11 protein-coding genes, 2 pseudogenes and 1 riboswitch are annotated in these 14,616 nt (G+C 73.3%); of the genes and pseudogenes, 7 read left to right on the forward strand and 6 right to left on the reverse strand.

Going from position 1 to position 14,616, the window contains the following annotated elements; all coding sequences use genetic code 11:
- Positions 1 to 329: 329 nt before the first annotated feature.
- Positions 330 to 1,220 (reverse strand): AraC family transcriptional regulator, encoded by an 891-nt coding sequence (locus GEV43_RS48655; protein ID WP_309240251.1) that lies wholly within the window; start codon positions 1,218 to 1,220, stop codon positions 330 to 332.
- Positions 1,221 to 1,370: 150 nt separating this feature from the next.
- Between GEV43_RS48655 and GEV43_RS40455 the strand changes: the two genes are divergently transcribed.
- The 6 genes from GEV43_RS40455 to GEV43_RS40480 all read left to right on the forward strand — a co-directional run bounded on the left by GEV43_RS40455 (position 1,371) and on the right by GEV43_RS40480 (position 9,574).
- The gene (locus GEV43_RS40455) at positions 1,371 to 2,882 is read left to right on the forward strand and encodes an AMP-binding protein (RefSeq protein ID WP_160825877.1); all 1,512 of its coding nucleotides are present in this window, start codon (positions 1,371 to 1,373) and stop codon (positions 2,880 to 2,882) included.
- An 80-nt stretch (positions 2,883 to 2,962) separates the two neighbouring features.
- Complete coding sequence (locus tag GEV43_RS40460) at positions 2,963 to 4,378, forward strand: serine hydrolase domain-containing protein (RefSeq protein WP_160825878.1); 1,416 nt, start codon at positions 2,963 to 2,965, stop codon at positions 4,376 to 4,378.
- The gene (locus tag GEV43_RS40465) at positions 4,365 to 5,408 is read left to right on the forward strand and encodes a DUF2804 domain-containing protein (protein WP_160825879.1); all 1,044 of its coding nucleotides are present in this window, start codon (positions 4,365 to 4,367) and stop codon (positions 5,406 to 5,408) included. Before GEV43_RS40460 ends, GEV43_RS40465 begins: the two co-directional genes overlap by 14 nt.
- Positions 5,409 to 5,465: 57 nt before the next feature.
- On the forward strand, positions 5,466 to 6,539 hold the full coding sequence (locus GEV43_RS40470) for a hypothetical protein (protein WP_160825880.1): 1,074 nt from the start codon (positions 5,466 to 5,468) through the stop codon (positions 6,537 to 6,539).
- Positions 6,540 to 6,950: 411 nt separating this feature from the next.
- Positions 6,951 to 9,461, forward strand: coding sequence for a M14 family zinc carboxypeptidase (locus GEV43_RS40475; protein ID WP_160825881.1), 2,511 nt, complete (start codon positions 6,951 to 6,953; stop codon positions 9,459 to 9,461).
- Positions 9,425 to 9,574, forward strand: a complete 150-nt coding sequence (locus GEV43_RS40480; RefSeq protein ID WP_160825882.1) for a hypothetical protein — start codon at positions 9,425 to 9,427, stop codon at positions 9,572 to 9,574. The genes GEV43_RS40475 and GEV43_RS40480 overlap by 37 nt, the downstream gene beginning before the upstream one ends.
- A 75-nt stretch (positions 9,575 to 9,649) precedes the next feature.
- Here the strand turns inward: GEV43_RS40480 and thiC are convergent.
- Positions 9,650 to 11,388: pseudogene (gene thiC / locus GEV43_RS40485) on the reverse strand (phosphomethylpyrimidine synthase ThiC).
- Positions 11,375 to 11,486, reverse strand: a riboswitch (TPP riboswitch). (Overlaps the previous pseudogene by 14 nt.)
- A 96-nt stretch (positions 11,487 to 11,582) precedes the next feature.
- Here thiC and tsaA point away from each other — a divergent pair.
- On the forward strand, positions 11,583 to 12,008 hold the full coding sequence (gene tsaA / locus GEV43_RS40490; protein ID WP_160825883.1) for a tRNA (N6-threonylcarbamoyladenosine(37)-N6)-methyltransferase TrmO: 426 nt from the start codon (positions 11,583 to 11,585) through the stop codon (positions 12,006 to 12,008).
- Between the two features lie 674 nt (positions 12,009 to 12,682).
- Here the strand turns inward: tsaA and GEV43_RS40495 are convergent.
- The 4 genes and pseudogenes from GEV43_RS40495 to GEV43_RS55575 form a co-directional block, all read right to left on the reverse strand.
- Positions 12,683 to 13,093, reverse strand: a complete 411-nt coding sequence (locus GEV43_RS40495; RefSeq protein ID WP_160825884.1) for a recombinase family protein — start codon at positions 13,091 to 13,093, stop codon at positions 12,683 to 12,685.
- 244 nt (positions 13,094 to 13,337) lie between these two features.
- Positions 13,338 to 13,457: a DUF397 domain-containing protein gene (locus GEV43_RS55570; RefSeq protein WP_309240207.1), complete on the reverse strand. Its 120-nt coding sequence runs from the start codon at positions 13,455 to 13,457 to the stop codon at positions 13,338 to 13,340.
- Between the two features lie 92 nt (positions 13,458 to 13,549).
- Positions 13,550 to 13,672: pseudogene (locus GEV43_RS56720) on the reverse strand (DUF397 domain-containing protein); the annotation flags it as partial.
- Positions 13,669 to 14,538 carry a helix-turn-helix transcriptional regulator gene (locus GEV43_RS55575; RefSeq protein ID WP_160825885.1) on the reverse strand — a complete coding sequence of 290 codons (870 nt, stop codon included), beginning with the start codon at positions 14,536 to 14,538 and terminating at the stop codon, positions 13,669 to 13,671. The gene GEV43_RS55575 and the pseudogene GEV43_RS56720, both read right to left, overlap by 4 nt.
- Between the last annotated feature and the right edge of the window lie 78 nt (positions 14,539 to 14,616).

The raw sequence follows: 14,616 nt of genomic DNA on the forward strand, positions 1-14,616 counted from the left end.
TCGCGGGCCGCCCGTCCGCGTCCGGGTCGGCGACGACGTTCCGGCTGCTCGCCACCGGGCCCGGCACGGCGTACGCGCACGTCTGGGACGGCCGGGTCCTCGGCACGCGGAAGGTCGCCTTCGGGGGCCGGGCCTCCGCACGATCAGCGTTCCGGGCGCGAAGGGCGTGCTGGCCGTGGCGTTCGAGGCGAGGACGGGAGGCACCGCGAGCCTCGCGGCCCGCATCGGCCGCTGACGCCGTACCGGCCCGCCCCGTACCGGCCCGCCCCGTACCGGCCCGCCCCGTACCGGCCCGCCTCGCGCCTCCCGCCGACCGGTCCGCCTCGCGGTCAGTCGGCGGGAGCGCCGGAGCGGTACGCCTGCGGGCTGAGGCCGCGCTCGCGCTTGAACGCGGCGCTCAGCGCGAACGCGTTGCCGTAGCCGACGCGGCGGGCGACGGCGTCGAGCGTGGCGTCGGTTTCCCGGAGCAGGTCGGCGGCGCGCGCGAGCCGCGCGCCGGTCAGGTACGCCATCGGCGGCTCGCCGACCAGCCGCCCGAACCGCTGGGCGAGCGTCGCGCGGGACACGCCCGCCTCGGCGGCCAGCTTCGCGACCGTCCAGGGGTGGGCGAGGTCGGTGTGGATCAGCTTGAGCGCCGGGCCCACCACCGGGTCGCCGTGCGCCCGGTACCAGCCGGGCCGCTCGGCGTCCGGCCGCGCGAACCAGGCGCGCAGGACGGCGATGAGCAGCAGGTCGAGCAGGCGGTCGAGGACGACCTCCTGGCCCGGCTCGTCCCGGGCGATCTCGGCGCCGAGCAGCTCGGGCAGCGGCGTGCCGAGGGCGTCGCCGGGCACGACGAGCAGCGCGGGGAGGGCGGCGAGGAGCCGCCGGGTGACCGCGCCGCCCTGCTGGTAGGTGCCGATGAGCATCTCGGTCGAGCCGTCCGGGTCGTTGCCCCAGGCGCGGACGCCGAGGTCCATCGCCTCGGACAGGCTCACCCCGTCGGGCGTCGTGCAGCGCTGGCCGGGGTGGATCACGATCTGCGGCGGGGTCGCGGGGTCGTCGCCGACGGTGTAGTGGTCGGGGCCGCGCAGCACGGCGATGTCGCCGGGCCCGACCCGCACCGGGTCGGCGCCGCCCGCCAGCACCCAGGCCGGGTCGCGGACCATCACCAGCAGCGTGAGCGGCGCCTCGTCCCGGATGCGCACGGCCCAGGGCGGCGCGAGCGTCGCCCGGAGCATGAACGCCCCCGCGCCCGAGGCCCGTCGAGAAGATCGGCGAGCGCGTCCATGGGCACACTCTAGCCGCGCGCGGATCGAATCCCGTTCTGTTTCGGCGCCGGGTGTGCTTGAGTGGTCGGACCTGGCCGAACGCCCCTGGGAGGACCGTCCATGGCAGTCTCCACCGCGTCCAACGCCGCGTCGCGTCCGGGCGAGATCGCCCTCCGCGACGAGCGCGCCGAGATCACCTGGGCCGAGGCCGACGACCTGCTCAACCGCGCCGTCAACGCCCTCCTGGAGATCGGCCCCGGGCGGCGGATCGCGGTGTACGCGCACAACTCCGTCGAGGCGGCCCTCGCGCACGTCGCGGGCCTGCTCGCGGGGATGTCGGTCGTCCCGGTCAACTACCACCTCACCGCGCCCGAGACCGCCTACATCCTGGAGAACTCGCGGTCCGTCGCCGTCCTCACCGGGCCGGAGAACGCCGAGCGCGCCGTCGAGGCCGCGCGGACGGCAGGGGTCCCCCGCGTCATCGCCTGGCGCGCGGACGGCGCGCCGGGCACTGAGTCGTGGGAGGACGTGCTGGCGGCGGCGTCCCCGGCCGAGCCGCCGTCCGACCTGCCGCCGCAGCCCAACCTGCTCTACACGTCCGGGACGACCGGCGTGCCCAAGGGGACGCCGCTGCCGCCCAACATGTACGCGGGCGGAGCGACCGTCGCCGAGCACATCGCCGCCCTCCGCGAGCAGCCGCTGACCTCCCTCGGCCCGCACCTCGCCGTCGGCCCGCTCTACCACACGGGCCCGCTGGTGGGCGTCCGCGCGTTCGCCGCCGGGAACGCGATGGGCCTGCTCGGCCGCTTCGACCCCGAGGCCGTCCTGCGGGCGATCGACCGCTGGAGACCCGCCGCGTCCGTCATGGTCCCGACCCACTTCGTGCGGCTGCTCGAACTGCCCGCCGCCGTCCGGGAGAAGTACGACACCTCCAGCCTGGCGGTCGTCGCGCACACCGGCTCGTCCTGCCCGGTCGGGGTGAAGCGCGCGATGATCGAGTGGTGGGGCCCGGTGCTCGTCGAGGTGTACGGCGCGAGCGAGGCCGGAAGCGTCTGCGTGATCGGGTCGCAGGAGTGGCTGGAGCGGCCCGGGTCGGTCGGCAGGCCGATCCCGCCGTTCGAGGCGTACGTCGTGGACGACGAGGGCCGGCCCGTCCCGCCCGGCACCGAGGGCCGCCTGTACTTCCGCGACCCGACCGGCCGCGGCGTGCTCTACGAGGACGACCCGGGCAAGACCGCCGCCGCGCACCTCGAACCCGGCGTCTTCACCCTCGGCGAGATCGGCTACGTGGACGCCGACGGCTACGTGTTCGTGACCGACCGCTTCTCGGACATGGTCGTCTCCGGCGGCGTCAACATCTACCCGGCCGAGGCGGAGAAGGTCCTGTTCCAGCACCCCGCCGTGGCCGACGCCGCCTGCGTGGGCGTCCCGGACGAGGAGATGGGCGAGCAGCTCAAGGCGATCGTCGTGTCCCGCGACCCGGACCTGACGGGCGAGGCGCTGATCGCGTTCTGCCGGGACCGCCTCACCCACTACAAGTGCCCGAAGTCGGTCGACTTCGTCGCCGAGCTGCCGAGGACGGCGATGGGCAAGCTCAGCAAGCGCGAGCTGCGCGCCCCGTACTGGCGCTGACGCCGCCGCGGCGGGACGGGCGCGGGACCCGCGCCCGTCCCGCGCCGTGCCATGATCGGTAAGAGCGGAGAGGGGAATCGATGACGTTGGAGCCGGGACCCGGGCCGTCCACGCCGGAGAGCGCGCCGGAGGCCCTGCTTCCGGGAACGGAGCGGGCCCTGCTCCGCCGCCTCGCGGAGGCGCAGGCGAACGGCCGGGCGCCGTCGGTCGCCGCGGCGGTGGTGCGCGACGGGCGCACGGTGTGGACGGGTTCGCGCGGCCGGGTGGACGGCCTGCCCCCGACGCCCGGCACGCAGTACCGGATCGGGTCGATCACCAAGTCGTTCGTGGGCGTGCTCGTGATGCGCCTGCGCGACGAGGGCCTCCTCGGCCTGGACGACCCCCTGGACGAGCACGTGCCCGGGACGCCGGTGGGCGACCGCACGATCGGGCGGCTGCTGTCGCACGCGGGCGGCCTCGCGGCCGAGCCGCCGGGGGAGTGGTGGGAGCGCACCCCGGGCAAGGACTGGCCCGAGCTGGCGGCGGGCCTCGGCCCGGACGAGGCGCGGTTCCCGGCCGGCCGGGAGTTCCACTACACCAACCTCGGGTTCGGGCTGCTCGGCCAGGTCGTCGCCGGGCTGCGCGGCAAGCCGTGGAACGAGGCGCTGCGCGAGGAGATCCTGCTGCCGCTGGAGATGGCGCGGACGACCCACCGCCCCGCTGCCCCGCACGCCACCGGCTACGCCGTCCACCCGTGGGCCGACGTCCTGCTGGAGGAGCCCGAGCACGACGCGCGCGCGATGGCTCCGGCCGGGCAGCTCTGGTCCACGGCCGCCGACCTCGCCCGCTGGGTCGCGTTCGTCGGCGGTGACACCGGCGGCGTGCTCGCCCCGGACACGCTCGCCGAGATGCGCGCGCCCCAGACCGTCGAGGACGCCGGGGCCTGGACCAGCGGGTACGGCCTCGGCCTCCAGCTCCGCCGCGACCGCGGGATGCGGCTCGCCGGGCACACCGGGTCGATGCCCGGGTTCCGCGCGACGGTCTGGACCGATCCGGACGAGGGCGCCGGCGCGGTCGTCCTCGCCAACGCGACGTCCGCGGTCCCGGTGGCGGCCGTCGCCGCCGACCTCGTGCACCTGGTCGCCGAACGCGAGCCCCGCCTCCCGGAGTGGACGCCGCTCGCCGACGCCGATCCGGCGCTGGTCGAGCTGACCGGCGCCTGGTACTGGGGCCCCGCCCCGTACACGCTGCGGCTGCTGCGCGACGGGTGGCTGTCGCTCGTCCCGGCGGCGCTGGACGCCTCGGCCGGACGGTTCCGTCCCGGCCCGGACGGCACGTGGACGGGCCTGGACGGCTACCACACCGGCGAGACGCTGAAGATCGTCCGGCGGCCGGACGGGACGGTGAGCCACCTGGACCTCAACACGTTCGTCCTCACCCGCGCCCCGTACGACCCGTCCGCCCCGATCCCGGGCGGCCTGGACGAGCGGGGGTGGGCGGGCCGTGCCGGAGCGTGAGATCACCGAGCCGGTCGACCTGTGCCTGCCGGACGGCTCGCTCGACCCCGAGGCGGTCGGCTGGACGCGCACCCCGCTGCACCGCGCCAACCTGCGCGGCTGGGGCCGGACGAAGCGCTGGGAGTACTGGTGCGTCGCCACGCCCCGGCACCTGGTCGCGCTGACGGTGAGCGACCTGGACTTCCTCGCGCTCGACTCGGTCTACTTCCTGGAGTACGGCGAGGGCGGGCGCGAGTTCGAGCGCGCCGCCGTCGCGCCGTTCGCCAGGGGCGTCGCCCTGCCCGAACGGATCGCCGGAGCGGGCGGCCACGACGTGCGCGTCGGCCCCGAACGCCCGACCGGCGGCAAGGTCCGCATCGAGATCCTCAAGGACGACGCCACCGGCGGCACCCGCCTGCGGGCGCGGTGCGTGTCGCCCGACGGCCTCCCGGTCGAGGTGGACCTGCTGGCCGCGATGCCCGAGGGGCACGAGACGCTCGGCGTGGTCGTCCCGTGGAGCGGTCAGCGGTTCCAGTACACCTCCAAGCACACCGCGCGCCCCGCGTCCGGCGCCGTCCGGGTCGGCGGCGAGGAGTACGGCTTCGGCGACGACGCGTGGGCCGTCCTCGACCACGGTCGCGGCCGGTGGCCGCGCGACGTCACGTGGAACTGGGGCGCCGCGTCCGGCCGCACCGGCGGCCGCACGGTCGGGCTCCAGCTCGGCGGCAAGTGGACGGACGGCACGGGCTCCACCGAGAACGCGCTGTGCGTGGACGGCCGCCTCACCAAGGTCGGCGAGGAGCTGGAGTGGACCTACGACCTGGCCGAGCCGCTCGCGCCGTGGACGGTCCGCGCGCCCGCCTCGGGCCTGGTGGACCTGGCGTTCACGCCGTTCCACGACCGGACGGCCCGCGTCGAGACCGGCGTCCTCGCCAACCGCACGCACCAGTGCTTCGGCCGCTACTCGGGGCGGATCCGCACCGAGGCGGGGGAGGACGTGGAGGTGACGGACCTCCTCGGCTGGGCCGAGGAGGTCCGGATGCGCTGGTGAACCGGATTTCTTCCGTCCTTAACCCTCCGGACCAACGGACCGTTTACGGTGGTGCGGATGAGAGAGAACGAGACGAACGCCCCGTCGCGGCGCGTCCTCCTCGGCGGCGCGGCGGGCGCCGCCGGGCTGGTCGTGCTGGGCGGCGCCCCGGCGGAGGCCGCAGGCTCCCCCCGCCCGCACCACCCGCATGAGCCGCACCGTCCGCACCGTCCGCGGCGGCTCCGCGTGCTGGTCGCGACCAACGAGCCCTGGGGGACGTACCACGTCGCGCCGCTGCTCGCCGAGGCCGCGCGGCGCGGCGCGCACCTCACGCAGATCGTCCCGGACCGGTCGCAGGTCAAGCCCGGCGACCCGGTGCGGGTCGCAACGCCGGACGACGCACCGAGGGCCGACCTGCTCGCCGTCACCGGCGCGGGCGACTGGCCGCTGGAGGTCGCCGAACGGTTCCGGCGGTTGCCCCTCGCCGCCAGCTCGCTCGCCTACCTCGGCCCCGACCGCGCCCCCGGCGCGCGGCGGCTCCGGCACCGCGTCCGCGCGGTCACGTCGTCGTCGGCGGCGGAGGCGCGGGCGTTCGGGAGCTACCTGGGCGTCCGGCGGCGGATCCGCGTGGTGGGCTCGCCGCAGACGGACGCCCTGCCCGCGCGGTCCCCGGAGAAGGGCCTGGTGCTGGTCGTCACGAGCGTCACGCACCCGGACGGGACCGGCGGCGCCGCGCCCGGCACCGAACTGCTCCTCGCCGCGGCCGAACGGATCGAAGCCTCCGGACGGCGCGTGCTCGTCGGGCTGCACCCCCGCGAGGACCGGCGGCTCTGGGAGAGGTACGAGATCAGCTCCGTCCCGACGCTCCAGGCGTCGGCGCGCGCCGAGGCCGCGATCGGCATCCCGGGAACGATCTTCCCGCTGGTCGCCGCCGTCGGCACGCCCGTGGTCGGCTGCACCGACCCGAGGCTGAACGTCCCCGGCTACCTCACGTCGGTGTGCTCCTCGACGATCCGTTCGGCGGACGAGGCCGTGCCCGCCGTGACCGGCGCGCGTCTCCCCGACGCCGCGACGCTGGCGGACGCCGTCGGCCCGGTCGGCGGATCCGCCGCCCGCCTCCTGGACGCCTGGACCCGAGCCGCCCACCCCTGACGGCCCGTGCCCAACGCCCCCCGCCGAGCCGGTCGGCGACGCCCGCCGCGCCGCATGGAGCCGCGTGTCGTGCCGCGCCGCACTCCGCCACCCCGTGCCATGCCGCGCCGCACTCCGCCACCCGTGCCGCGCCGCGCCCCACTCCGCCACCCCCCGTGTCGCGGCGCGTCCGTCACGTGTGCACCGTGCGCGTCCTCCGGCCCGGGCGCCGGAGGGCGCACCCGTGATGTCAGCAGCCTCTTGACACACGCGCCTGTCCTGCGGACGATCATCTGGCCGGTGCCGATCACCTCGGGGCCGGCCTCGGGGTCACTGTCTCCTGCGAACCGGGAGGGGGGCTGCCCCTGCGTCCACGCGCTCCGCCGGTCAACGATGATCCGTTCTGTGGAGGAACTCCGCTCAGGAGGAACGATGCGCGTGTCCCCCCGGCGTCCACTCATCCTCTCCGCCCTCGCCGCCGTGCTCCTCGCCGTCGGGCTCACCGCGCCCGCCGTCACCGCCTCGGCGCCCGCCGAGGACACGGCCCTGTCCTCGTCGGCGAGATCGATCCCCACCCCGAAGAGCTACTTCGGCTTCGCGATGGGGACCACCGGAAAGCTCGCCACCAACGACCGGATGCTGAGCTACCTCAGGCTCGCCTCCGACCGGTCCAACCGCGTCGACTACCACGTGGCCGGGAAGACCACGATGGGCAACGACTACGCGTACCTGACCATCAGCTCGCCGCGCAACCTGCGCAACATCGAACGGCTCGCGGCCATCAACCGCAGGCTGTCGGACCCGCGCGGCCTGTCGGAAGGCGAGGCGCGGAGCCTGGCCAGGCAGGGCAAGCCGTTCCTGATGATCCAGGCGGCGATCCACTCCACCGAGGTCGGCAACACCCAGGCCCTCATGGACGTGGTGCACCGGCTGGCCACCGAGGAGTCCGACTACACCAAGCGGGTGCTCGACAACGCGGTCCTCATCGTCGTGCCGTCGCAGAACCCCGACGGCACCAAGCTCGTCAACGACTACTTCAACGAGACCGCCGGCACCTCGTACAAGCGCGTCTACCCGGACCTCTACCACAAGTACACCGGGCACGACGACAACCGCGACTGGTTCATGTTCACGCAGGTGGAGCCCCGCTACTACATCGGCCTGATCGCCCGCTACCGGCCGTCGGCCGTGCACATCCTGCACCAGATGGGGCCGACCGGCGACCGGCTGTTCGTGCCGCCCTACAAGGACCCGTTCGACCCGAGCATCGACCCGCGCGTCGTGCAGACCACCAGCGAGCTCGGCCTCGGCATGGGCGGCGCGGTCTCGCGCGAGGGCAAGAAGGGCGTGAGCTGGAGCTCGACGTACGACTGGTGGCTGCCGTCGGTGTTCTACGAGCCGTACCACGGCATCCCGAACGTGCTCACCGAGATCGCCGCCGCCCGCGACCTCGCCTACCCGTACACCTCGGCGGACGGCAAGCCGCTCGGCTCGCAGGACCAGCGGACCAACTTCGTGGCGCCCTACGACTCGGCGACCTGGACGCTGGAGCAGATCGTCGCGTACGCCAAGACCGCGACGTACGCCAACATCGACAACGTCGGCAAGAAGGGCGAGGACCTGCTGTACAACATGTACCAGGTCAGCCGAGACAACCTGAACTGGAGCGCGGAGCCCTACGCCTACGTGGTGCCGGCCGGGCAGCGCGACCCGTACGCCGCGTACGAGCTGCTCAACATCCTCAAGACCGGGCAGATCGAGATCGAGCGGGCGTCCGCGCCGTTCACCGCGAACGGCAAGCGGTACCCGGCGGGCAGCCACGTCGTCCGGATGCGGCAGCCGTACTCCCGGTGGGCCGACAGCCTGCTGAAGATCTGGGAGTACCCGGAGATCAGGGCGTGCGACACCTGCCCGGTCGTCCGGCCGTACGACGTCACCGGGCACACGCTCTGGATGCTGTTCGGGGCGAGCGTCGACAAGGTCGCCAAGCCGTTCAGCGCCTCGCTCCAGCGGGTCGACCAGGTGCGGCCCGCCGCCGCGCCCATGCCGCCCGCGCCGCGCGGCGCGTACCTCGTCCAGCCGACCTCGTACGGCGTCGGCCGCTTCCTCGCCGCGCTCCAGAAGGCCGGGGTGCCGACCTTCCGCGCGGCGAAGCGGTTCACCTCCGGCGGGACGGGCTTCGCGCCCGGCACGCTGGTCGTCCCGCCGACGGACCAGGCCCGGCGAGCCCTCGCAAGCGTGTCGCAGCAGACCGGCATCCAAGTTCACGCCGCCGACCGGGCGCCGGACGTCAAGGGGTTCCAGCTCAAGGACGGCACCAGGATCGGGCTGTTCCGCGGCGCAAACAACATGCCGGGCGGCTGGCTCTGGTGGATGTTCGAGCAGTACGGCGTGAACTTCCGCAACATGGGCGCCGGCGACTTCACCGGCGACCTCAACGACCGGTACGACACGATCGTGCTGCCCCAGGGCATCTCCAAGAACACCGTCGTCAACGGGCTCAAGAAGGCCGACTACCCGAGCGGTTCCACTGGGCGGCCGGGGTCGGCGAGGACGGCTTCGAGAAACTGCGCGACTTCGTCGAGGACGGCGGCACGCTCGTCGCCCTCGGCAGCGCCTCGGAGACCGCGCGGCAGCTCCTCGACCTGCCCGTCAAGGACACCCTGCCCGACCCGGGCGACGACTTCTTCGTCCCCGGCGCCCTCGTCGACCAGGACTTCGACAGCGAGGACCCCGTGGCGTGGGGGATGCCGGAACGCTGGCCGGTCTGGTTCAACACCAGCGACGCCGCGTTCAACGTGCTCGACCCGTCCAAGGCGAGGGTGGCGTCGAAGTACCCGTCCTCCGGCGACCTCGTGCGCAGCGGGTACGGCGCGGGCGCCGGGAAGCTGCACGGCCTCACCGACGTGGCGTCGTTCGACGTCGGCAAGGGCACGGCCGTGATCGCCGGCACCCAGGTCACCTACCGCACCTGGTCCCGCGCCACGATCACCATGCTGTTCAACGCCATGTACCACGGCCCCTCGACCAAGGCGAACACCCCCCGCCTCCACTAGGAGGCACCACCACCCCCACGCGCCCCCGCCCGTTCATGACCGGGCGGGGGCGCGCTGGGGTTCGCGGGGCGGGGGTCAGGCGTCGGTGGGGGTCACCGGGAGGTAGACGCGGCCGCCGGAGGCGGCGAACTGCTCCGCCTTCTCGCGCATGCCCGCCGACAGGGCGCTCTCGGCGTCCATGCCGTGCTCGTCGGCGTAGCGCCGCACGTCCTGCGTGATCTTCATCGAGCAGAAGTGCGGGCCGCACATCGAGCAGAAGTGCGCGGTCTTCGCCGGGGCGGCCGGGAGCGTCTCGTCATGGAACGAACGCGCCGTCTCCGGGTCGAGCGCCAGGTTGAACTGGTCCTCCCAGCGGAACTCGAACCGCGCGTCCGACAGCGCGTCGTCCCACGCCTGCGCGCCCGGATGGCCCTTGGCGAGGTCGGCGGCGTGCGCGGCGATCTTGTAGGCGATCACGCCCGCCTTCACGTCGTCCCGGTCGGGCAGCCCGAGGTGCTCCTTCGGCGTGACGTAGCAGAGCATCGCGGTGCCGTGCCAGCCGATCATCGCCGCGCCGATCGCCGAGGTGATGTGGTCGTACCCCGGCGCGATGTCGGTCGTCAGCGGCCCGAGCGTGTAGAACGGCGCGCCGTCGCACCACTCCTGCTGGAGGTCGATGTTCTCCTTGATCTTGTTCATCGGGATGTGCCCGGGGCCCTCGTTCATCACCTGGTTGTCGTACTCGGCCGCGATCCGGGTCAGCTCGCCCTGCGTGCGCAGCTCGGCGAACTGCGCCTCGTCGTTGGCGTCGGCGATGCAGCCCGGACGCAGCCCGTCGCCGAGCGACCAGGTGATGTCGTACGCGGCGAAGATCTCGCACAGCTCCCGGAACCGGGTGTAGAGGAAGTTCTCCTCGTGGTGCGCCAGGCACCACGCCGCCATGATCGACCCGCCGCGCGACACGATCCCGGTCTTGCGCCGCGCCGTCAGCGGCACGTACGACAGCAGCACGCCCGCGTGGATCGTCATGTAGTCCACGCCCTGCTCGGCCTGCTCCACGACGGTGTCGCGGAACACCTCGAAGGTCAGCTCCTTCGGGTCGCCGCCGACCTTCTCCACCGCCTGGTACAGCGGCACCGTCCCGACCGGGACGGGCGAGTTGCGCAGGATCCACTCGCGGGTGGTGTGGATGTCGCGGCCCGTCGACAGGTCCATGATCGTGTCGGCGCCCCAGCGGGTCGCCCACGTCATCTTCTCCACCTCGTCCTCGATCGAGGACGCCACCGCCGAGTTGCCGATGTTGGCGTTCACCTTCACCAGGAAGTTCCGCCCGATGATCATCGGCTCGATCTCGGGGTGGTTGACGTTGGCGGGCAGCACCGCCCGCCCCGCCGCGAGCTCGTCGCGGACGAACTCCGGAGCGACGCCCTCGCGCAGCGCCACGAACTCCATCTCCGGCGTGATCTCGCCGCGCCGCGCGTACGCCCGCTGCGTCACCGCGCCGCCCGACGCCCGGCGCGGCGGGCGCGGCGGGAACGCGGCCCGCTCCCGCAGCGGGTCGCCCGATCTGCGGCCGTCGTCCTCCGGCCGCGCGGAGCGGCCCTCGTACCGTTCGGTGTCCCCTCTCTCCTCGATCCACGCGTCCCGCAGCGGGGCAGCCCCCGCCGCACGTCGGCCGCGTGGCCCGGATCGGTGTACGGCCCCGAGGTGTCGTACAGGACGACGGCCTCGCCGCTGGTCAGCGGCACCTCCCGCATCGGCACGCGCAGATCGGGGCGCGAGCCTTCGAGGTAGGTCTTGCGGGCGGGTGCAACCTTGTTCTCGGTCACGACGATCTCTCCCTACGCCGGCATTACCCGGTCAGGTTCCAGCGGTCAGCGGCCGTCCCAGCCGCTATCTCAGCCCGGTTCGCCGGGCCCCCGCGATCTGTCGCCAACGACGTTAACCCGTGCCACCCCCGTTGCCGCAACCGGGGGGAGTCCGGTAGAACGCGGGGGCGCGGGGCGTCCGGCGTGAGACGATCGGCGGCATGCTGGAGGCCCAGGAGGACGAGTTCAACGTGACGCCCGTCGGCCGCGTGCGGTCGCCGCTGACCGACCGGGCGCGCGCGCCGAGACAGAGCCTGCCGGAGGCGCCGGAGGCGTGGCTGGAGTTCGACCCCGCGGTCTCCTCGGCGCTCGACGGGCTCCGCGCGGGCGAGCCGGTCGTCCTGCTCACCTGGCTGCACCTGGCGGCCCGCGACGTGCTGCGCGTGCACCCGCGCGGCGACGTCGCCAGCCCGAAGCGCGGCGTGTTCGCGACCCGTTCGCCCGACCGGCCCAACCCGGTCGGCCTGCACCTGGTCGAGATCGCGGAGGTCCGCGGCCTGCGCGTGCGGGTCCGCAACCTGGAGGCCGTGGACGGCACGCCGATCCTCGACGTCAAGCCCGTCCGGCGCGGCGTCCCCGACTTCTGACCCGCGCCGCCCGCGCGCCCCGGCCCCGGAAACGGAACGATCCGGGCCCGGGGGCGTGGGCCCGGACCCGGATCGCGGGGGAGGGGGTCAGCCGCGGGCGCCGCCCCAGATCGCCCTCGTCCGGGGCGGGCAGGTCAGCTTGTGGTTCCAGGTGCCGGAGAACACGATCCGGCTGTAGTAGCGGTAGTGGTTGGAGCAGTCCACGTACGGCCGGTAGCGGCGGCCCGAGCAGGTCTCGTAGAACGACCGGCCCGACGTCCGGCCGTTCCAGCAGCGGACCCGCCTCGGATGCGGCGACGCCTTGCCCTTGGTCGCCTTGGTGTCGCCGTGGGCGGAGCCCGACTTGACCTGCCCGCCGAGCTCGCCCCTCTTCGTGCCCTTGCCGGGGCGGAGCTGACGATGGACGTGCCGTTGTCGGGCTTGGAGGGGGCGGGCGCGGCCTCGGCGGCCGGGGCGAGCACCAGCCCGGCGCCGGCCGCGACGATCGCGAGCGGGATGCGGATACGCATGTCTTACTCTCTTTCTGTCAGGTCGGTGACAGCAGAGAGTAGTCACATGACCACGAGCGATTACACCAGGGTTCGAGAGCCGAAACCGTCACCGGACGGCAAGCCCGTTCTGGCGCACCCCCGCCCGGCCCCGCCGCGTCCGCGCGAAGGCCGCGCACCGGCCCCTCACCTGGTCACGACCAGGTCGTGGATCACCTTGATGCAGCCGTCGAGGCCGTCGCGGCAGCACAGCAGCGCGTACGGCAGCAGCCCGATGGCGTGATGCCTGGACGCCGAGCCGTTCGGTCCCGCCAGCGCCCGCTGCGCGGTCAGGAACAGGTCGTCGGGCACGAGCGGCGTCCACCGCGGCTTCACCGACCAGTCGATGTCGTCCGGGTCGCCGTCCCTCCCCACGTACGCGGGGTTGCGCGCGATGTCCTGGATGACCGAGGACGACCAGCGCGCCCCGCCCCGCGGCGCGGGCACCTCACGGCCCTCCAGCTCGCGGCGGATCCGCGCGACGGGCTGCCCCTGCGCGACCCGGCTGATGATCTCGCGGGCCACGCTCGCCTGGGGCTCGGCCGGAAGCTGTGTCACGTAGTCCCCCCGGGAGTCGTAGACACGGCGGTAGCCGTACGTCGGCCCCGGCGGCTTCCTGGTCGGCACAATGAGCTCCGTTGTGGTCGGGTCCGGCTGCTCGGACGCGCGCCGCCGCCCGCGACGGCGCGCCCGCTCGTCCCGATCAATCTATTGCGTACTGCAACGATTGCGGTCAAGCCAGAACCCGCCGGGCGTGGTGCCCGCATCCGGCAGCCGTCCCGGAGCCCCTCCGCCGCGCCGGTCAGACCCGCACGAGGTCGTACGCGCCGCCCTTCACCTCACCGGCGAACGACCGCCACGCCTCCACCCCGAAGCACAGCACCGGCCCGCCCGGATCCTTGGAGTCCCGAGCCGCCACCATCCGCCCCGCCCCGCCAACTCCACACAGCTACCCTCACTGGCCCCGCTGTGACTGCTCTTCTGCCAAGCTTCCGCGACCTCGACGCAACTTCCCTCGTCCCCGCCGCTGTAGCTGCTCTTCTGCCAGATCTCCGCGACTTCGACGCAACTGCCTTCATTGCCGCCGCTACGGCTGCTCTTGCGCCAGATGGCGTCTGGCAATTCTGGGATGCTCATGACTCCGAGACTAGCCGTCGGATGACCTTAAGCGACCAAGGTTCGTCCAAGGCTCCAGACAGCATGTGTGCGAATATCTGTTCGTGGGTGGCAACTGCTTCTTCGTCTTCGACAAATGAAATCTGGCTGAAGTGGTCCAGCACTGTGATGGTCAATTGGCCAGGCGGGCGGAGCGTGAACACGTCGAACGGACCGGCGAGCCACAACCGGGCGCTAGCCTCGAACGGCAGGACATGGAGCGCGATGCTCCGCGCCTGGGCCATCTCGCTGACCTGCTGGAGTTGTGCACGCATCACTCTCGGACCACCCACCTCATTGTGAAGCGCGGCCTGGCCTATCACCGCGTGGTACTGGGGTGCCACCTTCTTCGCCAGAGTCTCTTGACGGGCCATCCGGAAAGCCACCAACTCGTCGGCGTTTGTCTGGCTGCCAGGCAGTCCTCCCGCCACAAGTGCTCTTGTGTAGTCCTCGGTCTGGAGAAGTCCCGGGACGAGGTTGGGCTGGTAAGTGCGGATCGAAGCCGAGTCTCCCTCCAGGCTGGCGAGGTCCAGAGCGGCGGCGGAGATGCGGCCCTCGAAGGCGTGGGTCCAGTTCTTGCGGCGGCCTTGGGCGGCGAGGTGGAGGAGGGAGGAGCGGAGGACGCCCTCGGGGATGCCGTAGAAGTCGAGAAGGTCGGTGAGGTCGTCCACGCGGATGATCTGGAGGCCGTTCTCGACGGTGCTGAGCCAGCCCTGGGAGCGGCCGAAGCGGCGGGCGGCGGTCTCCAGGGTCAGCCGCCGCTCCTCGCGGGCTTGGCGGAGCGCGCCGCCGATGCGGCGGAAGCGGACGGAGGGCCGGGGGAGTGGGCCATGACCCCACGTTTTCACGCTTCGTGATCGGGCTGCCACGGATCTGAAGCTTCAGGATGGTGACGGTTCGCGCGCGCGATCCTTGCGGGAACGCCC

Origin of the sequence: Actinomadura sp. J1-007, assembly GCF_009793335.1 — a bacterium.
In the GTDB taxonomy this organism is placed as follows: domain Bacteria; phylum Actinomycetota; class Actinomycetes; order Streptosporangiales; family Streptosporangiaceae; genus Spirillospora; species Spirillospora yumaensis.

Bases quoted from the DNA above. Each gene is read 5' to 3' on its own strand.
- GEV43_RS40455 (WP_160825877.1), top strand. From the start codon at position 1,371: ATGGCAGTCTCCACCGCGTCCAACGCCGCGTCGCGTCCGGGCGAGATC.
- GEV43_RS40460 (WP_160825878.1), top strand. From the start codon at position 2,963: ATGACGTTGGAGCCGGGACCCGGGCCGTCCACGCCGGAGAGCGCGCCG.
- tsaA (WP_160825883.1), top strand. From the start codon at position 11,583: ATGCTGGAGGCCCAGGAGGACGAGTTCAACGTGACGCCCGTCGGCCGC.
- GEV43_RS48655 (WP_309240251.1), bottom strand. From the start codon at position 1,220: ATGCTCCGGGCGACGCTCGCGCCGCCCTGGGCCGTGCGCATCCGGGAC.
- GEV43_RS55570 (WP_309240207.1), bottom strand. From the start codon at position 13,457: ATGGTGGCGGCTCGGGACTCCAAGGATCCGGGCGGGCCGGTGCTGTGC.
- GEV43_RS40475 (WP_160825881.1), top strand. From the start codon at position 6,951: ATGCGCGTGTCCCCCCGGCGTCCACTCATCCTCTCCGCCCTCGCCGCC.
- GEV43_RS40470 (WP_160825880.1), top strand. From the start codon at position 5,466: ATGAGAGAGAACGAGACGAACGCCCCGTCGCGGCGCGTCCTCCTCGGC.